This is a genomic window from Microvirga sp. GN3 (genome assembly GCF_055792825.1).
Genome location: NZ_JBVVAK010000023.1, coordinates 42794 through 64186, shown reverse-complemented (window position 1 = coordinate 64186; position 21393 = coordinate 42794). Strand labels below are relative to the sequence as shown.

17 protein-coding genes are annotated in these 21393 nt (G+C 64.7%); 6 read left to right on the top strand and 11 right to left on the bottom strand.

All coding sequences use genetic code 11. The features are described 5' to 3' along the window. Window position 1: 1 nt before the first annotated feature. Together ACS5Q1_RS13650 and ACS5Q1_RS13645 are read right to left on the bottom strand one after the other, a co-directional pair. On the bottom strand, window positions 2-1345 hold the full coding sequence (locus tag ACS5Q1_RS13650) for an MATE family efflux transporter (RefSeq protein WP_473098702.1): 1344 nt from the start codon (window positions 1343-1345) through the stop codon (window positions 2-4). 17 nt (window positions 1346-1362) lie between these two features. After that, the gene (locus tag ACS5Q1_RS13645) at window positions 1363-1626 is read right to left on the bottom strand and encodes a DUF6460 domain-containing protein (RefSeq protein WP_473098701.1); all 264 of its coding nucleotides are present in this window, start codon (window positions 1624-1626) and stop codon (window positions 1363-1365) included. Between the two features lie 95 nt (window positions 1627-1721). On the opposite strand from ACS5Q1_RS13645, the gene ACS5Q1_RS13640 reads away from it, so the two are divergent. Continuing rightward, window positions 1722-2663 (top strand): alpha/beta hydrolase, encoded by a 942-nt coding sequence (locus ACS5Q1_RS13640; protein ID WP_473098724.1) that lies wholly within the window; start codon window positions 1722-1724, stop codon window positions 2661-2663. Here ACS5Q1_RS13640 and ACS5Q1_RS13635 read toward each other — a convergent pair. The 4 genes from ACS5Q1_RS13635 to ACS5Q1_RS13620 form a co-directional block, all read right to left on the bottom strand. Further along, window positions 2660-3331: a response regulator gene (locus ACS5Q1_RS13635; RefSeq protein ID WP_473098700.1), complete on the bottom strand. Its 672-nt coding sequence runs from the start codon at window positions 3329-3331 to the stop codon at window positions 2660-2662. The genes ACS5Q1_RS13640 and ACS5Q1_RS13635 overlap by 4 nt on opposite strands. A gap of 127 nt (window positions 3332-3458) precedes the next feature. Next, window positions 3459-3908, bottom strand: a complete 450-nt coding sequence (locus ACS5Q1_RS13630; protein WP_473098699.1) for a secondary thiamine-phosphate synthase enzyme YjbQ — start codon at window positions 3906-3908, stop codon at window positions 3459-3461. Next, entirely contained in the window at window positions 3905-5638 is a 1734-nt protein-coding gene (locus tag ACS5Q1_RS13625) for a cisplatin damage response ATP-dependent DNA ligase (protein WP_473098698.1), read from the bottom strand. Before ACS5Q1_RS13625 ends, ACS5Q1_RS13630 begins: the two co-directional genes overlap by 4 nt. Further along, complete coding sequence (locus ACS5Q1_RS13620) at window positions 5635-6684, bottom strand: ligase-associated DNA damage response exonuclease (RefSeq protein WP_473098697.1); 1050 nt, start codon at window positions 6682-6684, stop codon at window positions 5635-5637. The genes ACS5Q1_RS13625 and ACS5Q1_RS13620 overlap by 4 nt, the downstream gene beginning before the upstream one ends. Window positions 6685-7662: 978 nt before the next feature. Between ACS5Q1_RS13620 and ACS5Q1_RS13615 the strand changes: the two genes are divergently transcribed. Continuing rightward, a complete protein-coding gene (locus tag ACS5Q1_RS13615; protein ID WP_473098696.1) occupies window positions 7663-8592 on the top strand; it encodes a class I SAM-dependent DNA methyltransferase in 930 nt (309 codons plus the stop codon). Here ACS5Q1_RS13615 and ACS5Q1_RS13610 read toward each other — a convergent pair whose 3' ends face one another. Beyond that, window positions 8593-9414, bottom strand: a complete 822-nt coding sequence (locus tag ACS5Q1_RS13610) for an SDR family oxidoreductase (protein WP_473098723.1) — start codon at window positions 9412-9414, stop codon at window positions 8593-8595. A gap of 87 nt (window positions 9415-9501) precedes the next feature. Continuing rightward, complete coding sequence (locus ACS5Q1_RS13605) at window positions 9502-9984, bottom strand: GNAT family N-acetyltransferase (RefSeq protein ID WP_473098695.1); 483 nt, start codon at window positions 9982-9984, stop codon at window positions 9502-9504. A 94-nt stretch (window positions 9985-10078) separates the two neighbouring features. On the opposite strand from ACS5Q1_RS13605, the gene ACS5Q1_RS13600 reads away from it, so the two are divergent. After that, window positions 10079-12703, top strand: coding sequence for a ligase-associated DNA damage response DEXH box helicase (locus ACS5Q1_RS13600; RefSeq protein WP_473098694.1), 2625 nt, complete (start codon window positions 10079-10081; stop codon window positions 12701-12703). Next, the gene (gene pdeM / locus ACS5Q1_RS13595) at window positions 12700-13401 is read left to right on the top strand and encodes a ligase-associated DNA damage response endonuclease PdeM (protein WP_203441020.1); all 702 of its coding nucleotides are present in this window, start codon (window positions 12700-12702) and stop codon (window positions 13399-13401) included. The genes ACS5Q1_RS13600 and pdeM overlap by 4 nt, the downstream gene beginning before the upstream one ends. A gap of 176 nt (window positions 13402-13577) precedes the next feature. Here the strand turns inward: pdeM and ACS5Q1_RS13590 are convergent, their stop codons facing one another. The 3 genes from ACS5Q1_RS13590 to ACS5Q1_RS13580 all read right to left on the bottom strand — a co-directional run bounded on the left by ACS5Q1_RS13590 (window position 13578) and on the right by ACS5Q1_RS13580 (window position 18536). Next, the gene (locus tag ACS5Q1_RS13590; RefSeq protein WP_203441019.1) at window positions 13578-14339 is read right to left on the bottom strand and encodes a TIGR02186 family protein; all 762 of its coding nucleotides are present in this window, start codon (window positions 14337-14339) and stop codon (window positions 13578-13580) included. Beyond that, window positions 14336-15265 (bottom strand): sulfite exporter TauE/SafE family protein, encoded by a 930-nt coding sequence (locus tag ACS5Q1_RS13585; RefSeq protein WP_473098693.1) that lies wholly within the window; start codon window positions 15263-15265, stop codon window positions 14336-14338. Before ACS5Q1_RS13585 ends, ACS5Q1_RS13590 begins: the two co-directional genes overlap by 4 nt. A gap of 103 nt (window positions 15266-15368) precedes the next feature. Further along, window positions 15369-18536: a hypothetical protein gene (locus ACS5Q1_RS13580; protein WP_473098692.1), complete on the bottom strand. Its 3168-nt coding sequence runs from the start codon at window positions 18534-18536 to the stop codon at window positions 15369-15371. Between the two features lie 364 nt (window positions 18537-18900). Between ACS5Q1_RS13580 and ACS5Q1_RS13575 the strand changes: the two genes are divergently transcribed. Together ACS5Q1_RS13575 and ACS5Q1_RS13570 are read left to right on the top strand one after the other, a co-directional pair. Next, the gene (locus ACS5Q1_RS13575; RefSeq protein ID WP_473098691.1) at window positions 18901-19311 is read left to right on the top strand and encodes a MerR family transcriptional regulator; all 411 of its coding nucleotides are present in this window, start codon (window positions 18901-18903) and stop codon (window positions 19309-19311) included. A 287-nt stretch (window positions 19312-19598) separates the two neighbouring features. Further along, the gene (locus tag ACS5Q1_RS13570) at window positions 19599-21392 is read left to right on the top strand and encodes an acyl-CoA dehydrogenase C-terminal domain-containing protein (RefSeq protein WP_473098690.1); all 1794 of its coding nucleotides are present in this window, start codon (window positions 19599-19601) and stop codon (window positions 21390-21392) included. The last annotated feature ends 1 nt before the right edge of the window (window position 21393 follow it).

Sequence of the window (21393 nt, the reverse complement as noted above, 5' to 3'; positions counted from 1 at the left end):
TCTATGTTCCGGACATGCTGGCGAAGGTCTTCTTCGCCAGCCGCGGATAAAGGATGAACTGACCAAGACCTCGCGCACTCAGGAAGGTCAGGAGGGCGATCCAGAGGGCCGTGTTGCCGAGATTGCCCGCGACCAGAAGAATGGCACCGTAGATCGCAAAGGCGATCACCATGAGATCGCGCATGGATCGGGTCCAGGTTGCTCCTGTGTAGATGCCGTCGAAGGCGAAGGCGGCAGCGCCGACGAATGGCGTCAGAGCCGCGAAAACCAAGTACTCTCGTGCATAGGACCGCACGTCCGGGTTTGTCGACACGAAGTCGATGAAGAGACCGCCGCCGATCAGGAAGATGGCTGAAACGGCAAGACCGAAGCCGAGGCTCCATCCCAGACTCAGTTGAATGGCGCGCCGGAAGCCGCGCTCGTCCCGAGCGCCGATGCTCTGGCCGCACAGGGTCTCGGCGGCGGTGGCGAAGCCGTCGAGGAAGTAGCCGCCGATCAGGAACATGTTGTAGAGCACTGCATTCGCCGCGAGCGTGACATCGCCCGAGCGCGCGCCAAGCGCGCTGAAGGTCGCGAAGGCGAGGATCAGCGCGACGTTGCGGATCATGATGTCCCGGTTCATGGCGAGCGTCTGCAGCATCGCCGCCCGGTTCAGGACCTCATGCCATGTGACGGCGAGCGGATTGGAGCCGAGACGGCGCAGGACCACGATGCCGAGTCCGACGCCCAGCACTTCCGCCAAAGCCGTGCCGATAGCAGCACCGGCGATGCCGAGACCGAAGCCGAGCACCAGCGCCATCGTGAAAATGATATTGGCCACATTGATTGCCACCTGCAGCAGCAAACCGAGATCCGTTCGGCCGCGCCCGAGGGTGGAGCCCAGGATCACGTAATTTGCCAGGGTGAACGGTGCGGCCCAGATGCGGATGAAGAAATAGGTCGAAAGCGCCTCTGTCACCGCCTGGCTCGCGCCTGCCATGGGAAACGCGACTGCGGCAATGGGCCATTGCAGCAGGATCAGCAGGAGGCCGATAACTCCCGCCACCAGGAAAGCGCGAGCGAGCGTCAGGTCGACCTCGTGCCGGTTGCCGGCGCCGGTCGCCTGGGCGGTCAGGCCGGCGGTTGCCATGCGTAAGGAACCGAAGCTCCAGAACACGAAGTCGAAGATCACGGCCCCCAGCGCCACCGCGCCGAGCAGATGCGCCTCGCCGAGCCGCCCGATCACCGTCGCATCGACGAGGCCCAAGAGGGGCGTCGTCACATGCGACAGGGTCATCGGCAGCGCAAGGGCCAGCATGCGACGATGGGAAATGTCCAGCCGCTGAGCGGTCGGGGAGCCGTCCATGATCAGCCTCGAAAGTCTCAGCGCCGGTTGCTGAACAGGCGGGAAATGAGCCAGAGCGGGACGACGATAATCGCTCCGTAGAGGACCCACAGGCCAACCTCCTGTACCGTCTCAAGGCTGAGATCGAGGACGGAGCTGATCCAGTTGAACAGGCCCTCGATCAGCCCGATGGGCGTGATGTCGAGGAAGGCCATGAAGGCGCCGACGAGCAGAGACAGGAAAATCAGCTTCACCAGCACGGAGCCGGGGGAGCCGCCGAGAAAACGGTTCAGGTTGGACATGTCCTCATCTCGTCAGAAAGCTTAACTAGACCTGGGTGTTCGCGTGTGCTTCATCGCAAGGGCCGGCGATGAACGCAACCCAATCCGAGCTTCGCATGATCGATCCAGCCCTTTTCGACCCCTCCGCCATCAGCGATGAGATCCGTGCCCAGAACGCCGAGATCGTGGCAAAGCTCGCCGCTCTGCCAGACCCGATGTCGGTGCCTCCGGCGCTCGTGCGGGAGCGGCGGCGCCAGGGGCTGGGGCCTTTTCCCCTGATGCCGGTGAGCGGCAAAGCCCGGACGATCACCGTCGATGCCCCGGCCGGTCCGATTCCTCTGCGCATCATCGTCCCGGACGACCCGCGCGGCGTCTATTTCCACATCCATGGCGGCGGCTGGACCTGGGGCACGGCGGACGAGCAGGATCCCTGGCTCGACCGCCTGGCGGAGCGCTGCGGGCTGGCGGTCGTGTCCGTCGAATACCGCCTTGCACCTGAGAATCCCTATCCGGCCGCGCCCGACGATTGCGAGGCGGCGGCCCTCTGGGTCATTCGCGAGATGGAGAGCCGGTTCGGCACCTCGCGCCTGTTCATCGGGGGCGAGTCGGCGGGCGCCCACCTCTCGGCGGTGACGATCCTGCGCCTGCGGGACAGGCATGGCCTGAAGTCGTTCCGAGGTGCTAACCTGTTCGCCGGTTGTTATGATTTATCTTTGACGCCGAGCGTCCGGCATTGGGGCACCGAGCGGCTGATCCTCAACACGAATGACGTGAAGGTCTTCGCCGACCATTTCTGCGGTCATGTCCCCGACCGTCGCGATCCCGACATCTCGCCCCTTTATGCTGATCTGAAAGGCCTGCCGCCGGCCCTGTTTTCGGTGGGCACCAAGGATATGCTTCTCGACGACACGCTCTTCATGGCGTCGCGCTGGGTGGAGGCCGGCAACAAGGCCGATCTCGCCATCTGGCCGGGCGGCTGCCACGTGTTCATCCGCTTCGACAGCGCCATGAGCGAACAGGCGCTGTCGCGGATCGACGGATTTATCGAGAAGCTTTAGTCGGCCCCGGCCGGGGAGGGGCGCTGGGTTACGCCGATCTTCGACGCCGCGATGACCGCCTGGGTGCGGCTGTCGACGCCGAGCTTGTCGAGGATGGCCGAGACGTGAGCCTTCACGGTGGCTTCCGAGACGCCGAGCTCGTAGGCGATCTGCTTGTTGAGCAGGCCCTCGGACAGCATGGTCAGGACGCGCACCTGCTGTGGAGTCAGGGTCCCGAGGCGGCGCACGAGATCGGCCGTCTCCGCATCCTCGGCGGCGGAGAGGTCCACATCCGGCGGGGTCCAGGTATCGCCGGCCAAAACTGCCTGGATGGCGCCGCCGATGCTGTCGGTGTCGATGGATTTCGGGATGAAGCCGGAGGCGCCGAAATCCATGGCCCGGCGGATCACGGTGGGCTCTTCCGTGGCGGACACGATCACGACGGGCAGTTCGGGATATTGGGCTCGAAGTGACATCAGGCCGGAAAAGCCCTGAACGCCCGGCATCGTCAGGTCGAGCAGGATCAGGTCGACGTCACGTTCCTGAGTCAGCGTGGCGTTCAAGTCATCCATGCCGCTCGCCTCGACCACCCGGGCCTGCGGCATGGTGGAGGCGACGGCCTGCCTTAATGCTCCGCGAAACAACGGATGGTCATCGGCAATGATGATCGTGGTGGTTTGACTTTGCACGTGTGCCTTCTCCCACGAGACGCTTGCTTGAGCCTTAGCCGCATCCCCGATGAAATAGCAAGGCGGCAATCGAAGACCTTGGCTATTCTAGGGGAAAGTACGGAGGCGTCACATCCCATCATGTGGATTACGCCCCGATCAGGTGAAAAATAAGGTCCCGCCGATGAGGCCGATCCCGGTGCTCCGCCAAGTATATTCCCTGCCAGGTTCCGAGGGCCATCCGGTTCTCCACAACCGGAATGCTCAAGGAAACACCCGAGAGCACGGTCCGGATATGGACCGGCATGTCGTCCGCCCCTTCCGCCGAGTGGACATAGCCCGCGTTCCGGGGCGCCAGGCGGTCGAAGGCGGTCAGCAGATCCCGGCGGACATCCGGATCGGCATTCTCCTGGATCAGGAGCGAGGCCGAGGTGTGGCGACAGAAGATGGTCAGCAGGCCGTGCCGGATGCCGGTGCCGGAGACCCAATGCGCCACCGCATCCGTGATCTCGGTCAAGCCCTGACCCCGCGTGTCGACACTCAGTCGGCCGTTGGCCTGCCGTGTCACCTCGCCTGCGGAGAGAGTTTCGATCCTCATCCCTTCTGCCTCTTCGCTTCCTTGTCCTGCAGCGGATAGACCTCCTCCTCGCCCCGCTCCAGGATCTTCTCCAGGGTCTCGATCCGGTCCGCTTCCGCTGCGGGCTTGTCCCAGCGGATGCGGTTGATGCGGGGGAAGCGCATGGCGACGCCGGATTTGTGCCGGGTCGAGCGCTGCAGCCCCTCGAAGGCCACCTCCAGCACGAGGCCCCGGTCCTTGCCGTATTCCACCTCCCGCACTGGGCCGAAGCGGTTGACCGTGTGATTGCGGACATAGCGGTCGAGCTTGAGCAGCTCTTCGTCGGTGAAGCCATGATAGGCCTTGCCGACCGGCACCAGCTCCTCGCCGCCGGGGCCGTTGCGCCAGACGCCGAAGGTGTAGTCGGAATAGTAGGACGAGCGCTTCCCGTGGCCGCGCTGGCCGTACATCATCACGGCGTCGACGAGATAAGGGTCACGCTTCCACTTGTACCAGTAGCCCTTGGGGCGGCCAGGGAGGTAGGGGCTGTTCGCCCGCTTCACCATGCAGCCCTCGATGGCATCCGCATCGGGGCCGGCGCCGACGGAGGCCGGGTCGGCGCGGGCGGCGGCGAGATCGTCCCAGGACGAGAAGGGCACCATGGGCGAGAGGTCGATGCGCGGGTCGTCGATGCGGGCGACGAGAGCCTCCAGGCGCTGGCGCCGCTCGGCGAAGGGGAGGGCGCGCAGATCCTCCTCACCCTCGAACAGGATGTCGTAGACCCTTAAGTGAGCCGGAAACTCGGCGATGAGCTTCGGCGTCACAGCCTTCCGGTTCAGGCGCTGCTGAAGCACGTTGAAGCTCTGAACCCGGCCCTCGCGGACGATCAGCAATTCGCCGTCGATGGCGCCCTCGAAATTCAGCGCTTCGACCAGATCGGGAAAGGCGCGGGACACGTCCTCGCCGGTGCGGGAATAGATCCGCCGCACCGGGCGCCCGTCGCTGCCGTGGCCGCAAGCCGCCTGAAGGCGGATGCCGTCCCATTTCCATTCCGCCTGGAACTCGCCGGCATCGAGCTTTCCAAAATCCTCATCCTCCAGCGGGTGCGAGAGCATGGGCGGGCGAAAGGGGGCGGGATTGCCGGATTCGGGCTTCGGCCCCTTGCCTTCGACCCAGGCGAAAAGGTCTTCGTAAGGCGCTTCCAACCCATGCCAGATCAGCTCGACCTCATCGGGCTCGACCTGCCCAAGCTGAGCGACCGCCGTCTTGGCAAGCCGCGCTGAGACGCCGACGCGCAGTTCCCGCGTGATGAGCTTGATCAGCGCCCAGCGTCCGGTCTCGTCCAGCGCGTCCATCCACACAGCAACCCGCGCGGGCAGGTCGCTCTTGCCCGTGGTGGCGAGAGTCTCGATGACCTCGGTGAGGGTCGGGACATGAGGCGGCGGGTTGTTGTGACCGATGGCCGGAATGTCCGAGGTAGGAACCACACTCTCATGCCCCGGCGAAGGCCAGATCAGGGCCACGGTTTCGGCCAGATCGCCCACGTAGTGATAGGACATCCGGAACAGCTCCGGGTCCGTCCGTTCCTCGACGAGCCCGCGGATCAGGCCGGGCTTGGCCTCCTTGAACATGAGCGCCCCGGTCATGGCGGCGAGCGCATAGCCGCGATCCGGATCCGGGGTATGGCGGAAATAATCGGTCAGCAGCCGCAGCTTCGCGTTGCGGCGCGACTCGTAACCGAGACGGTCGAGGAGGGCGGCGAAGCGGTTCATGCGGCGCTCCCCTCGGCTGCGGTGGCTTGCGGTTCCTCCGCCTCCTCGTCGCCGTAGCCCAGCATGTGCAGAGGTCGCGCCCTGATGCCGTGGGTCGTGCACCAATGGACCAGCGCGTCCTCCTGGCCGTGGGTGACCCAGACCTCGCCGGCACCGGTCTCCCGGATCGTGCGGCAGAGGTCGTCCCAATCGGAATGGTCGGAGATCACGAGGGGCAGTTCGACACCTTTCTGCCGGGCGCGAGCCCGCACCCGCATCCAGCCGGAGGCAAAGCAGGTGACCGGATCGGGGAAGCGGCGGGACCACAGGTCCTGGATCGAGGAGGGTGGGCAGATCACGATGGCGCCGGCGAGCTTCGAGCGCTCGGCCGCCACGACCTTCGGTGTTTCGCCCAAGGGGATGCCTTCCGACTTGTAGAGTTCAGTCAGGCGCTCCATGGCTCCGTGGAGATAGATCGGCTTGTCGTAGCCCTCCTCGCGCAGCAGCGCCATGACGCGCTGCGCCTTGCCGAGCGCATAGGCGCCGACGATATGGGCGCGCTCGGGAAACAATTCGACGGAATCGAGGAGCTTGCGCACTTCCAGGCGCGTGTCCGGATGGCGGAAGACCGGCAGGCCGAAGGTCGCCTCGGTGATGAAGACGTCGCAGGGCACGACCTCATAAGGAAGGCAGGTCGGATCCTCCGCGCGCTTGTAGTCGCCCGACACCACGACCCGCGTGCCGCCGACCTCGATGGCAATTTGCGCCGAGCCCAGCACGTGGCCCGCGGGCGTGAAGCGCACGGTCACGTCGCCGATGCGGATGCTTTCGCGCAAAGGCGCCTCTTGGCGAGAGCCCGCAAAATCCTCCCCATAGCGCACAGCCATGATGAGCAGGGTCTCCCGCGTCGCGAGCACCGAGCGATGTCCCGAGCGGGCATGATCCGAATGCCCGTGGGTGATCAGCGCCCGCTTCACGGGCCGGACCGGATCGATGTGGAAGTCGCCGAGGGGGCAATAGAGCCCTTGCGGGGTCTGGGTGAGGATGTCGGTGGAACGCAGCGCCATGGTTGGGGATATAGGGTCCGGTCGGTCGATGTCAGATTGGAAGTGTGCTGTCCTTGATCAGGTTCCCGAGCGTCATCCCGGATCGGCTGCACGGTCCGGAATCGTTGGACGAGCGCAGCGCTGGAACTCCTCCCCACAAGGGGAGGGAAATAGGCGCTTTATCCTGCATGCGATCCCGGATCTCCGCTGCGCTTCGTCCGGGATGACGTTTCTCGATGAGGGCTCTCCTGGCGTCATCCCCGTCCCCGGACTTGATCCGGGGATCAGTCCCGGGGATCCCCGTCTGCTTCGGCTCTTGGATAAAGACGTAGATGGCCAGATCACATCCGGCCATGACGGGCGCGGGTGTCAAAGAGCCAGCAGTCTGGGGCCCGCAGCTTGCGCTGCGAGCCTGAGGGTTGATCGAGGGTGGCGCGACGGGCAGCCCGGCTCGATGTCTGATGGTGAAGGGAAGAGCCGAACTGTCTCTTCGCGCACGGCTTGTTGAGGCGGACAGGCGAGGCCGGCTCAGTCAACCGCCGCAGGCGGTGACCGTCTGCGCGACGGCGGCCTGCGATCGATCCCGACCACCGACCCACATCCTGGGCCTCCCGTCACCCGCACCTGCGTTCAGTGCGTGCACGGGACCGTGCCTGCTCCCACACTGCGACGCCTCGCGAGCGCGCCCCTCGCCAGGAGCAGATCTGAGGCAATGATATAGCCGAGATTGGGAATGATGTCAAGAACAAAGAGGGAACATTGCACTCGCCTTCATCGCGTCATGGCCGGCCTCGTGCCGGCCATCCGATCGGAGAGGCGCTGTGCTCCACCGCATCGGGATCACCGGCACGAGGCCGGTGATGACGTGGGAGGGTGAGCGTATTGGTTCTCAAGGCGTGGATCCCCGGAACAAATCCGGGGATGACGACGGAGAGGCGGACGAAGGGACGCCAAAGGCTCACCATTGACAGCCCTTCCTCTCTCCCGCATCCAAACGTCATGCCGCAGACCACGACCGTTCGATCCACCGGCGATTTTCGCGCCGATCGCCGCTACGAATATGCCCGCGCCGCCTTCGACGAGGGTGATTTCGAGGCCGCCGCCGATCTGGCGCGGCAGGTGATCGAGCTTGCTCCGGATTTCGCGCCTGCTCAGGCCATGTTGGGGCGCTCGGCGGCCGAACTGGGGTTGCGGGATGAGGCGGTGAACGCGCTCCGTCAGGCCCTCGCGCTCGAGCCCGAGGACGCGCTGGGCGTGCGCCTCGATCTTGCGAAGCTCGGCGCGCTCGCGCCCGACGAGGCGATCACCGACGGCTATGTGCGAGCGCTGTTCGACGATTACGCGCCGAAATTCGACCGGCACCTGACCAAGAGCCTCGCCTATCGCGGTCCGGAGTTGATCGCCGATGCGCTGCGGCGCGCCTGCTCCAAGCGGATCCGGGATTATCGCTTCGCGCTGACGCTCGATCTCGGCTGCGGCACCGGGCTGATGGCGCAGGAACTCGCAGGATTCTGTGACTCCATCGAGGGTGTCGATCTCTCCCCGCGCATGCTGGAGAAGGCGGAGAAAACGAAGCTCTACGATGCCCTTCACGAAGGCGAACTCGGTGCGTTCTTAAGCGGACACCGGACGAGCGAGGCCGATCTCGTGGTGGCGGCCGACGTGTTCGTCTACATGGCGGCGCTCGATGCGGCCTTCCGCGAGGCGCATCGGGTATTGAAGCGCGAAGGACTCTTCGCCTTTACCGTCCAGGCTCACGAGGGCGAGGGTTTCGTCCTCGGCGAGGATGCGCGTTACGCCCATAGTGAGCTCTATCTGCGCAGGCTCGCGGACGACACCGGCTTTGCGACGGCGATCGTCGAGCGCGTCTCGACCCGGGAGGATCGCGGTGTACCGGTTCCCGGGCTTCTCGTGGTGCTGCAGCGCTGATCAGTACTGAGACGGCGTCGAGGGGTGCGGCGCGCTCTCGTAGCAGCCTGCCACCGATTGATCGAAATCGATCACAGAGCCGGTCATCATGCCGGATTCCGAACTGCACAGGAACGCGACGGCACGGGCCACTTCGCGCGGCTCCAACAGGCGGCCGAAGGGCTGATTCTTCACGGCGTTTTCGAGCCAGCCGTCCTGGGCCGCGTGGTAGGTCTTCATGATCCGGTCCTCGCCCGGCGTGTTCATCCAGCCGATGTTGAGCGCGTTCACGCGGATACGCCAGGGCATAAGGCTGAAGGCGGCGTTCTTGGTCAGCGTCGCGAGCGCGCCTTTCGAACCGCTATAGGCGGTGATGAAGGGCTGGCCGCCATGGGCCGACATGGACAGGATATTGACCATCGCTCCTTGAATCTTCTCGCGCCGCATGATCTTGGCGGCTTCCTGCATCAGGAAGAACGGCGCGCGGACGTTGACCGCGAACATGCGGTCGAACAGCTCCGGGCTGGTGTCGAAGATCGTGCCGCGATCGGTGATACCGGCGGCGTTCACCAGCGCGTCGATGCGCCCGAACACGTTGTCCGCCCGCGCGGTCACCTGGCGCACTTCCTCGACGCTTTCGAGATCGGCCTGGACGAATTCCGTGTGGCAGCCCTGTTCGGAAATCTCACGCGCCACCGCATGCCCACGCTCCGCGTTGCGGCCGCAGATCACGAGGCCCTTGGCACCACGCTCGGCGAAGGTGCGGGCGATGGCCTCGCCTAATCCTTGTGTGCCCCCGGTGACAACCGCGATGGCATTCTGGAATTGGAAATCGTCGGGCATGGCGTTGGCCTTTTCATTCTCGTTGTTGGCGTTAAGCCGAACTGAAATGATCTTGAGGGAGATGGCAAGGGGTTTAGGCCCCGGCACTCACACCTTAAGCTCCTTCACCATTTCCCAGCATGCGACCGAAACGGGCCCGCTCCAGGTCTCCGCAGCTTCGACGATATCGGCCGTATAGCGCCAGCCACAGCGTTCGTAGAAGGCGCGGGCATCGCGATTGCCGACGAGGCAAAGGAGACGAGCCCGGTCGAAGCCGCTCGCCCAGATTGCATGTTCGCTCGCCTGAAGCAGGGCACGGCCGAGGCCAAGCTTTCGCCCGTCCGGAGCGATGTAGAGTTGGCCGAGCGTGTTTCCCGCCCAGGCGGCGAAGCCCAGAAGCCGGTCTTCGGAATAGGCGGCGAGCGGCGGTACGGGAAAGTTTTTCACCCGCTCGATGAAGAAGGTTTCGTCGCGAAAGGCTGCCACGCTCGGTGGCTGCAGCGGAGCCTGCGTCTCGTGCCAGACCGCATGGTAGAGCCTGCCGATCTCTTCCAGTTCATTGTGCCCGGCCGCGCGAAGTCCGTCGCCCATGGCTGTCCCTCCGGCACCCCAGTAAACGTAATGCTGTATCGGGCGTCAAGGAAGTCTCTGGCGAAAGTATCGGCGGCCCTTATGTTGAGGACACATGTTGCAAGCCTCCGCCTCCCTTCTCCCCAAATCCTTCCGTGACTGGTTCAAGCGCCGTGGCTGGGAGCCGCGGGAGCACCAGCTCGAACTCCTCGCCAAGGCGCGGCAGGGTCGCTCGGTGCTGCTCGTGGCGCCGACGGGTGCAGGCAAGACGCTTGCCGGCTTCCTGCCGAGCCTGGTGGAACTGGCGGAGCGGGGGCCGAGCCGGGGCACGGCCAAGGACAGGCGAGGGATTCACACCCTCTACATCTCGCCGCTCAAGGCCCTTGCCACCGATATCGCCCGCAATCTTGAGACGCCGGTGCAGGAGATGGCGCTTCCCGTGCGCATCGAGACGCGCACCGGCGACACGCCCTCGCACAAGCGCGCCCGGCAGATCGAGCGGCCGCCCGACATTCTTCTCACCACGCCGGAGCAGCTGGCGCTGCTTCTCGCCCATGCGGAGGCGCGGGAGTTCTTCAAGGACCTGCGGCGCGTGGTGCTGGACGAGCTGCATTCCCTCGTCACCTCGAAGCGCGGTGATCTGCTGTCGCTTGGCCTCGCGCGGCTTCTGACCATCGCCCCGCAGGCGACCGCGGTGGGGCTATCGGCGACCGTGCGCGAGCCGGATGACTTGAGACGGTATCTGGTGGGGCGGCGTGACGCGGATTCCCTCCCCCCGTGTGGGGGAGAGGGTAGGCCAGCGCCTGACTCGGAGCCTGTCCCACCCGGCCGCACTACCCCCCTCCCTAGCCCCTCCCTACAAGGGGGGAGGGAAGTGGCGGCCCTCGCCGATCTCGTCGTGGTTCATGGCGGCGCGCAGCCCGATATCCAGATGCTGGAGATCGACGAGCGCCTGCCGCTGGCGGGCCACACGGCCTCGCTGTCGATGCCGGCGATCTACGATCTCATCCACACGCACAAGACGACGCTTGTTTTCGTCAACACACGGCTGCAGGCGGAATACACGTTTCAGGAACTCTGGAAGCTCAACGACGATAACCTCGCCATCGCGCTCCATCACGGCTCGCTCGACGTATCGCAGCGCCGCCGCGTCGAAGAGGCCATGGCGGCGGGAAAACTGAAGGCGGTGGTGTGCACCGCGACGCTCGATCTCGGCATCGATTGGGGCGATGTGGATCTCGTGGTGAATGTGGGTGCGCCGAAAGGAGCTTCCCGCATCATGCAGCGCATCGGCCGCTCGAACCACCGCATGGACGAGCCCTCGGAGGCCTATCTCGTGCCAGCGAACCGCTTCGAGATTCTCGAATGCCGCGCGGCGCTGGACGCGGTGCACGAGGCGGCGCAGGATACGCCGGATGCGCGCATCGGCGCACTCGACGTGCTCTGCCAGCACATCCTCGGCATGGCCTGCGCCGAGCCGTTCAAGCTCGATGAATTGTATGAAGAGGTGCGCTCTGCAGCACCCTATGCCGATCTGACGTGGGAGGATTTCGAGGCCTGTGTCGCCTTCGTCGCCACCGGTGGCTATGCGCTTCGTGCCTACGAACGCTTTGCCAAGATCGTGAAGGGCAAGGATGATCTGTGGCGCGTGCGCGATGCGAAGATCGCACAGCAATACCGGTTGAATGTCGGCACCATCGTCGAATCCACCATGATCAAGGTGCGGCTCGGCAAGACAGCGCGCTCGCGTCCGGGTACCGTGCTGCCGCGCGGACGCATCCTTGGTGAGATCGAGGAGTATTTCGCCGAGACACTGACGCCCGGCGACACGTTTCTGTTTGCCGGCGAGGTGTTGCGCTTCGAAGGCATTTCCGAGGACGAAGTGCTGGTCACGCGCGCAGGCTCCGGCACCGATCCGATGATCCCGTCCTACGAGGGCGGCAAGTTTCCGCTTTCCACCTTCCTCGCCGCGCGGGTGCGCCAGATCCTGGCGGATCCGTTCGAGTGGGACCGTCTGCCGCCGCAGATGACCGAATGGCTGCTGCAGCAGCGGCGGCGTTCCATCCTGCCGGGGCCGCGCGATCTTCTGGTCGAGACCTTTCCGCGGGGCAATCGCTTCTACATGACCTGCTTTCCCTTCGAGGGCAGGTTGGCACACCAGACCCTCGGCATGCTGCTGACCCGACGCCTGGAGCGGGCGAAGCTGAAGCCTCTCGGGTTTGTCGCCAACGATTACGGCATCGCCGTCTATGGCACGGGCGATATAGCGGCGCGGGCTGCACGCGATCCGACCTTCCTGGACGACCTTTTCTCCGAGGACATGCTCGGAGATGATCTCGAGGATTGGCTCGCCGAATCCGCCCTGATGAAGCGCACCTTTCGCCAATGCGCCGTGATCGCGGGGCTCATCGAGCGCCGGTTTCCGGGGGAGAAGAAGACCGGCCGTCAGGTCACGATCTCCACTGATCTCGTCTACGACGTGCTGCGCAAGCACGAGCCCGACCACGTGCTCCTGCGGGCCGCCCGGGCGGATGCGGCAACGGGACTCCTCGACGTGAGGCGCCTCGGCATGATGCTAGAGCGCATCCGGGGGCGAATCATCCACAAGCCGCTCGACCGGGTATCTCCCTTAAGCGTGTCCGTCATGCTGGAGATCGGCCGCGAGCGCGTCTATAGCGACAACGCGGACGAGATTCTGGCCGAGGCGGAAGCGGCTCTTCTCGACGAGGCTTTGGCGTGACGGCTTTGGTTAAGAACAAACAGACAACACACGAGATCGAGCTTTCCGGGCAGCTGGCGCTTCTCGACCTGACGGGTGCGATGTATCTGCCCGCGCACGACACATTGCTTGTGGCCGATCTCCATTTCGAGAAGGGATCGTCCTTCGCCCGGCGTGGCATGATGCTGCCGCCCTACGATACCCGCGAGACCCTGATCGCCCTTTCCGATGCAGTGTTCCGCTTCAACCCGAAGACCGTCATCGCGCTCGGCGACAGCTTTCACGATATCGGCGGGCCGGATCGGCTCGGGACTGAGGAGCGCACCACTCTGACCGATGTGCAGAAGGGGCGCGAGTGGATCTGGGTCACGGGCAACCACGACCGTATCCTGCCGGAGAGCATCGGCGGTCAGGTGATCGAGGAGATGGCGCTCGGATCGCTCACCCTGCGCCATGAGCCCATGGCGGGAGAGCAGGCCGAGATCGCGGGTCATCTGCACCCGGTCGGCAAGGTGGTGATGCGCGGACGCGCCACGCGGCGGCGCTGCTTCCTCACCGATGGCAAGCGCTGCGTCATGCCGGCGCTCGGCGCCTATGCCGGCGGTCTGAACGCCTGCGATGCCGCCTTCAAGCCGCTCTTCCCGAAGGGCTTCACGGCGCATCTCATCGGCACCGAGCGAATCTTCGCCATCGCCCGGGCGATGCTCTGTAGGGATTGAGGCTCAGACCTTGCCACTGTCATTCCGGGGCGCCAAAGGCGAGCCCGGAATCCATATCCGCTGACAGTGCAGAATTAGATACGGCGCTGCTCGCCCTTCCCTGACACGTCGTGTTTATGGATTCCGGGCTCCGCTGCGCGGCCCCGGAATGACAGTCGACTGAAAGCGCGTCTCGCCTAATCCCGCCGGAAGATCGTGTTGGCGAGCCATCCGGAGAAGAGGGCGATCACGGCCGTTGCGAGACCGTAGGCCAGGGACCAGTCGCGGGCGATGACGCCGATCTGTTCCTCGAAGCCGGTCTTGACCAATTCGAAATGGGTTTGCGTGCGGGCCAGGATCACGGTGTCGGCAAAGAGCGTGACATCCACATCGTAATTGCCCGGCGGGGCGGTGGCCGGCAAGGCGACGCTCGCGCGAAAGATCTCGGGCGTCAGGAAGGTCACCCCGCGCTCGTCCTGGAGGTAGAGGCCTTCCTCGGCTTTGAGCCGATAAAGCGCATCCCGGAAAGGCTGGTCTGCGCCGTCGCGATGGCTCGTGAAATCGGCGGAATTGATGATGGCGTTCAGGCCGATCTTCTGGCGCCGGCGCAGCTGGTCGCTCGTGATCTCATCGATGGGCCGGGAGCTGAGGACGTTCAGATAGGCCGGTGCCGCCGGAAACTTCTGCTGAGACTGATTGATCCAGACCGGACCGAGGCGCTCCCTCTCGCGCACGGTCAGAAACTGGCGCGGGCCGCGAACGGTGACGACGATGTCGTAGCCCGTGGCGCGGGCGATCGTCTGCGCATCCCGCTCGATGGCGCCGAACACGGCGATCTGCGTGCCGGTATAGTTCGAATTGATCAGAACCCGGTGGTTCGACAGCGAGGTGATTAGGGTTTCCGCGCGCGCGGACACCATCATGCCGAGAAGGATCAGGAGGGCACTGATGATCCTCACGTGCGCGTCTCCTGCGTCGTGATGGAGAAGGGTTCCTTCGGCTCCAGCACGAGTTCGAGCCCAAAGCGCAGGCCCACCGCCAGCAGCAGGATCGCGAGCAGGAAACGGAACAGCTCGGCCCGCAGGTGGCGCCCCATCCGCGCGCCGAACTGAGCGCCGAACACACCGCCGACGATGAGCAGGATCGCCAGCACCATATCGACCGCCTGGTTCGTCACCGCATGCAGAATGAGGGCGACGAGGGTGGTGCAGACGATCTGGAACTGCGAGGTGCCCACGACCACGTTGGTCGGCACCCGGAAGATGTAGAGCAAAGTCGGCACCACGATGAAGCCGCCGCCGATGCCGAGCAGCGCGCCGGCAAAGCCGATGAACAGCGACAGCCCGATGATCGGGATGATGCTGACATAGAGCTTGGAGCGGTAGAAGCGCATGCGCAGAGGCCAGCCGAGATAGGGCGCGTGCTCGCCGGCCCGCCGCCGCAGGCGCACGGCGCCGCCCTTCCGCCGGCTCCAGAATTCCCGGATGCTCTCCTTCAGCATCAGGCTGCCCACGATGGTGAAGAGCGTCACGTAGGAGATGACGATGACGAGATCGAGCTGGCCGGCCCGCCGCGCGGCCGCGAAGAACCAGACGCCGAGCGCCGAGCCGATAAAACCTCCGGCCACCAAGATGGCGCCGAGCTTATGGTCGAGGGCGTTGCGGCGAAGCGCCCCGAGCACGCTGGTGGTGGAGGAGGCGACGATCTGGGCCGACTGAGTCGCCACCGCGACGGCCGGGGGAATGCCGAGGAAGATCAGGAGCGGGGTCATGAGAAAGCCGCCGCCGATGCCGAACAGTCCGGATATGAAGCCTACCGCCGCACCCATCCCCAGAATGAGAAGAACGCTCACAGGCATCTCAGCGATCGGCAAATAGATTTGCAACCCGGTTCCCCCAATGGCCGGTGCAGCCACGTTGTTGTTACAGCATCATGCAGGCGGTGTAACGGTCATGTTCTGAACGGAAGATGACAATGCCTGCGCGATTTCAACTCCGGTCGCCCGATGTTCGATCCAGAGCGGCTGTCCCGCCTTGAGCGGTCATCGGCGGCTTGTTGGCAATGGGGTCGACAGCCCTCGGGCGCCAGAGTTCGAGAGCGGCCTTGGCGGCCTTCAGCTCGGCCGGGCCCAGCCGTCCGGCCAGGTCGTCGCGCTTCTGGGCAGCCTCCGCGTCTCCCTGGCTCGCCGCGAGGGAGAACCACTGGAAGGCCTTGGCCCGGTCGGGCTTCGCTCCGATGCCACGGGCGAGAAGGATGCCCATGTTGAACTGGCTTTCGCGGAAGCCGGCTTCGGCGGCCTCGTCGAACCAGCGCATGGCCGCGGCGTAATCCGGCTTCCCGCTCTTGCCGGAGGCGAGGAGGGTGGCGAGGTTGTGCATGGCACGAATGTTGCCGCCCAGAGCCGCACGCTCGTACCAGAACGTGGCCTGCTTGAGATCCAGCGGAACGCCGTCTCCCTTTTCGTGCATCAGGGCGAGCCGTTCCTGGGCCGGAGGGAAACCGGCCTGGGAGGCGCGCTCGAACAGACGTGCCGCGGCGTTCACGTCCTTTGTCATGCCGTGTCCCTCGGCAGCCCGGGATGCGATCTCGTAGAGCGCCATCGCGTCGCCGGAGAGAGCCGCGTGCTGCAGCGATGCCGGGGTATCCGTCGGGATGCCGTCGATGGTCGCGGGATCGACGAGAAATTGCCCGGTCGCCAGCGGATCGGCCGCGATGGATCCCGTAGCGAAACTGGACGATTGGAAGATGTTCTTCTCGTCGGTCAGAGAAGCGTTGCTGGCCTCTTCGCCGGGCTTCGCCGGTTCCTGTCGCGCGCTGGCAGGCAGCGGAGGCAGATCATGCGGGTTCCGCGCGATGGATAGGATCTGGTAGGTGCCGGCGGTCAGGATCAGGAATGCGAGCCCGAGGAGGAGAGGGCGGCGCCGGCTGTCGAGGCTCCGGCGCAGGCGCTCGAACAGGGACGAGGCAGGCGATATAGGCTCTTCAGCCTCCAGCAGCTCGGCTTCGTCCGCAGATTCCGCCTCCGTCAGAGGCGTCGGGGATGCCGATGGCGCCGGGTCCAGTGCCGCACTCTGTGCCGCCCTTCTGGCCGCGGCGATGAAGCTGGCACGCATGGTGCCGAGGCCGGATTCCGGAGCCGTTTCAACGACCGAGACCTTCGGTGCTTCGTGAGAGGCCGTGTCTGAAGCAAGGGGCGCGACCTCTTCGATCTGCGACAGGGTGGCGGCATGAAGTCTGCGCACAGCCGCTTCGAGACGGTCCGCCGGGGGCAACGGATCGGCCGGCAGCAGCGGAACAGCGTTGCTCGTGCCGGTGATGGACGACGTGCTTTCCTTCGGCAGGCGGACCGCGAGCGACTCCAGAGCGTCATGAACGGCCCGCAGGGTTTCCTGCGTTTTCTTGTCGGACCGGCTATGCATCGCCTTCAGTTCGACAACGCCATGCTTGAGAGCGTCGAGATCTCCCGAATCCGGCAGGGAGGGACGGATATCGTTCAGCGCGGTCCGGGCGGCGCGTTCGGCAATGCCGATGACCTCATCCCGAAGGTTCTTGAGATGCCCGGTCGCCTCGGTGAGAGCCGTATGCAGAGCTTCTCCGGGCATCTGCTCGAAATGCCTGGTCAGGGCCATGACCTGCCGCTCGAGGGCATCGAAGCCTGCCGGTTGAGGCGGCGTGCGTTCGAGTTTCTCGTCGATGGAGCGCAGCATCTGCGCCATGCTGGAGGTGTCGGACTGCCGGCCGAGCTCGCGCAGCTCCTGCTCGATGCGGTCGAACCGCTGCATCAGGGGCTCATGGGAGGATGCTTCCCGCTCTGCGACGGCCTCGATCCGCGAGGACAGGCGCTCGATGGTGCCGGTCAATGCCTCGCCGCCCTCAGTGCGGCTTTCCGACAGGCTCGCCATACGCTCGGTCAGGAGCGCGAGCTGTTCGCCGATCGGGGTGAGATCGGCCGGGGTCGGTTCGGGGCGGCGGGCGAGGAGCTCGATGCGTCGGCTTAAGGTCTCCAGCTGCTCGGGAATCTTGCTCGTTTCCTGCGCCGTGGCGGAGACGTAGAGGGCCGAGCAGGCATCATCGAGGGAGGTCTTCAAGGCAGTGAAGTCGCTCTTGCTCACCTGATGCAGGCGAAGCTCCGAGACCTGGCGACCGAGGATCTCGATGTCGTCGGAGAGCCGGGCGATCTGCTGCGGCTCGGCCCGGTGTGCCAGATCCTGGCGCATGTCGACGATCTGGCTGCTGAGGAAATCGACGACGGAGCGGTCGATCCCGGTCTTGGCCACCGCGTCGATCTTATGCTTGATGAGATCGATCTCATGGCCGATGCGCCGGTACAGGTCTTCGCCCACCTCTCCCGAAAGAGATTGAATCTGTTCGTAGAGAACGGTGATGGAGCCTGCGAGGGTGCGCAGATCCTTGGTCGTCGGTCCGTGTTCGAGATCCTTGGCGATCGAGCCGAGAGAGGCATCGAGGGCTGCGATCTCCTCTCGGGTTGCCAGGCCTTCGATGCCGGAGCGAAGGCCCTCGATCTCGGTGCGGATCGTTTCCACGGCCGGTGCAAGTCCTGGAGCCGGCTGTTCCAGATGGGTGGCGAGACGCGACATGTCGGCCCGCAGGCCGACGAGCGTTTCGGAAACGGGGGCGAGCGCCTTGAGCGCCTCCTCCATCGGAAATTCGATGCGCGGCGGAGCGGCCCGTTCCGAGGCGACCTGGCGCTCCACCGTGTCGAGGCGTTCCTTCAGGGACGACAGGGCCTGAGACAGCACCACGGCGATCCGGTCCTGCTGGTCCGCCGAGCCGCGCGCCGCGTCGTTCAATCGGATTTCGGCCTGCTCGATCCAGCTCGCCATGGATTCGAGCGCAACCGCTGTGCGGGAGGACTGGTCCTGCGCTTGGCGTTCGCTCTCGGCCGCTATGGCGGCCATGAGGGCGTCATAATCCCGCCTCTGTTGCGGACGGGGCGCGGAAGACATCCGGGCGATCAGGCTGTCGAGATCGCTGCCGGTCTTCCGGCGCGGGGGCGTTGGTCTCTCCTGCGTCTCGTCGAGCACGGTCGCGACCCATTCCTCAAGGCTCATGCCGGTCCGGCGAGCCGCCGCGGCAATCAGCTCGCGGGCGTCGAGGTCCAGGTCGTCGGGTCTCGAGAAGACGTGTCGTCTCATGATGGGGCTCGCGGGGATACGCGTGAACTCATGAAGGCTGACACGGCCCCGTGCCGATGCCCGCCTGACGGGTGTGAGGCCTGAAAGAGGCGAATCACGACGCTCCCAATCCCTTCATCCGACCCGCAACTTTTGTCCGTCGTAGTAAAAAACCCGTTAAACAGAGGGGATTTAGAGACAAGCGGTGCCCGGAAATTGGGCATCTTCCCCTTGGTTATGTGCGAAGCGGCACATTCCTCCGTCTCTGGGGCATGGAGCCTATGCAACACCCTTGCAAGTTAATAAACATATGTTCTATTATTTCGATACCGAAGGGGAAGTGCTCAGGGCGCTGAACCCAAAAGAGAAAATGATGGGGCAGTCCATGGATCAGCTTGCAGGCGCCACCCATGCCGGTGACACCGGAGAGGGCGCGAAATTTTACACGATCGGCGATCTCGCACGCGAGTTCGGAGTGACCCTCCGCACCCTGCGCTTCTATGAGGATCGGGGCCTTCTCGCCCCGCGTCGGGATGGGACGGCGCGCATCTACGATGTCCGCGACCGCGAGCGTCTCTCCGTCATCCTCAAGGGCAAGCAGCTCGGTTTCACGCTGACCGAGATCCGCGCCATGGTGGCCGAGGAGCGCTCGGGCAACGGGGCGGCCATGAATCTCAAGCTCTCGCTCGACCAGATCGAGGACCAGATCCGTCATCTCGAGCAGCAGAAGATCGAGATCGAGGAGGCTCTGGCCGAGCTTCAGTCTCGGCGTGCCGGCCTCGCGGCCGCTGCCTGAGCCGCGTTTCCTCAAAACTCCGGATTCCACAGCGCCCATCCGCTGGCAGGCGACTTGCCTGCTGCCGGGTGGGCGTCGCTGTTCGCTGGTGCAGGCCCTCAAGGGTTAAGTCTCCGAGGGATATGAGTGCGGCTTGGCCGGAAATCGGCTCCCCTTGGTTCCACCAAAGATTTCCCGCCCTACCTCTTTCCAAAACGGCGAGGTAGTTTATATGTGAACTATCTACTTGGCCGGTGTTCTTCCCTTGGGGAAGTTTTGATGCCGGTATCCGATCTGGGAGAGTCCGAATGCCGGTCTACAAGGCCCCCGTCGAAGACGTCATGTTCCTCCTGAACGACGTGTTCCCGATTGAGCGTCACAACAATCTGCCTGGGTTTGCCGATGCGACGCCCGACACGGTGGAGGCGATCCTCGCCGAGGGTGCCAAGCTCTGCGAGGAGGTTTTCGCACCGCTGAACCTTTCAGGCGACCAGGAGGGCTGCACCCACAACGCGGACGGCTCGGTAACGACGCCGAAGGGCTTCAGGCAAGCCTATGAGGCTTATGCCGCCGGCGGCTGGATGGGCCTTGCCGCGCCGGAGGAGTTCGGCGGCCAGGGGCTGCCTTCGGTCCTGAACACGGTGATGCAGGAATTCATCTCCGCGGCGAATCTCGCGCTCGGCATGTATCCGGGCCTGACGCAGGGTGCCATCGCGGCGCTCCTGGTGCACGGCACCGAGGAGCAGAAGAAAACCTATCTGCCGAAGATGATCGAAGGCGCCTGGACCGGCACCATGAACCTCACCGAGCCTCATTGCGGCACGGATCTGGGTCTCCTCAAGACCAAGGCAGTGCCGAACGGCGACGGGTCATACTCCATCTCCGGCACCAAGATCTTCATCTCCGCCGGCGAGCACGACATGGTGGACAACATCGTCCATCTGGTGCTTGCCCGCATCGAGGGCGCACCCGCCGGCACGAAGGGCATTTCGCTCTTCGTGGTGCCGAAATTCCTCGTGAAGGAGGACGGCTCGCTCGGCGAGCGCAACGGCGTCTCCTGCGGCTCTCTCGAGCACAAGATGGGCATTCACGGCAACGCCACCTGCGTGATGAACTACGACGGTGCCAAGGGCTGGCTCATCGGCCAGGAAAATCGCGGGCTCAACGCCATGTTCGTGATGATGAACGAGGCGCGCCTCGCCGTCGGTGTTCAGGGTCTGTCGCAATCCGAGGTCGCGTATCAGAACGCCGTCGCCTATGCGAAGGACCGTCTGCAGGGTCGCGCGCTCACAGGAGCGAAGTTTCCCGACAAGCCGGCCGACCCGATCATCGTGCATCCGGACGTGCGCCGCACGCTTCTCTCCATCAAGGCCGTCAACGAGGCGGGACGTGCGCTCATCGTCTGGTCGGGTCTCAACAGCGACATCGCGCATCGCTCGTCCGACGAGGCGCAGCGTCAGGTTGCCGATGATTACATGAGCCTGATGACACCGGTGGTGAAAGGCGTGCTCACCGATCTCGGCTTCGACAATGCCGTCAAGGCGCAGCAGATGTTCGGCGGCCATGGCTATATCGAGGAATCGGGCATGTCGCAGTTCGTGCGCGATGCCCGCATCGCCATGATCTACGAGGGCGCCAACGGCATCCAGGCTATGGATCTCGTCGGCCGCAAGCTTGGCAAGGATGGCGGGCGCGCCGTCATGACCTTCTTCAACGAGGTCGGCGCCTTCTGCCAGGAAAACGCAGGCGACGAGAACCTGAAAGCTTACATCGCGCCGCTGCAGCAGGGCCTCGGTCACCTGCAGCAGGCGACCATGTGGTTCATGCAGAACGCCATGGCGAAGCCCGACAACGCCGGCGCCGGTGCCACCGACTACATGCATCTCTTCGGCCTCGTGGTGATGGGCTACATGTGGGCCAAGATGGCGAAGGCTGCGCAGGCGAAGAAGGCTCAAGGCAACGGCGTCGCGGACAGGATGGACGCCAAGCTGCTGACCGGTCGCTTCTTCATGGAGCGCCTCATGCCGGAAACCGGCACGCGCCTTGCCCGCATCACCACCGGCGCGGACACGACCATGGCGCTGCCGGCGGAAGCATTCTGAC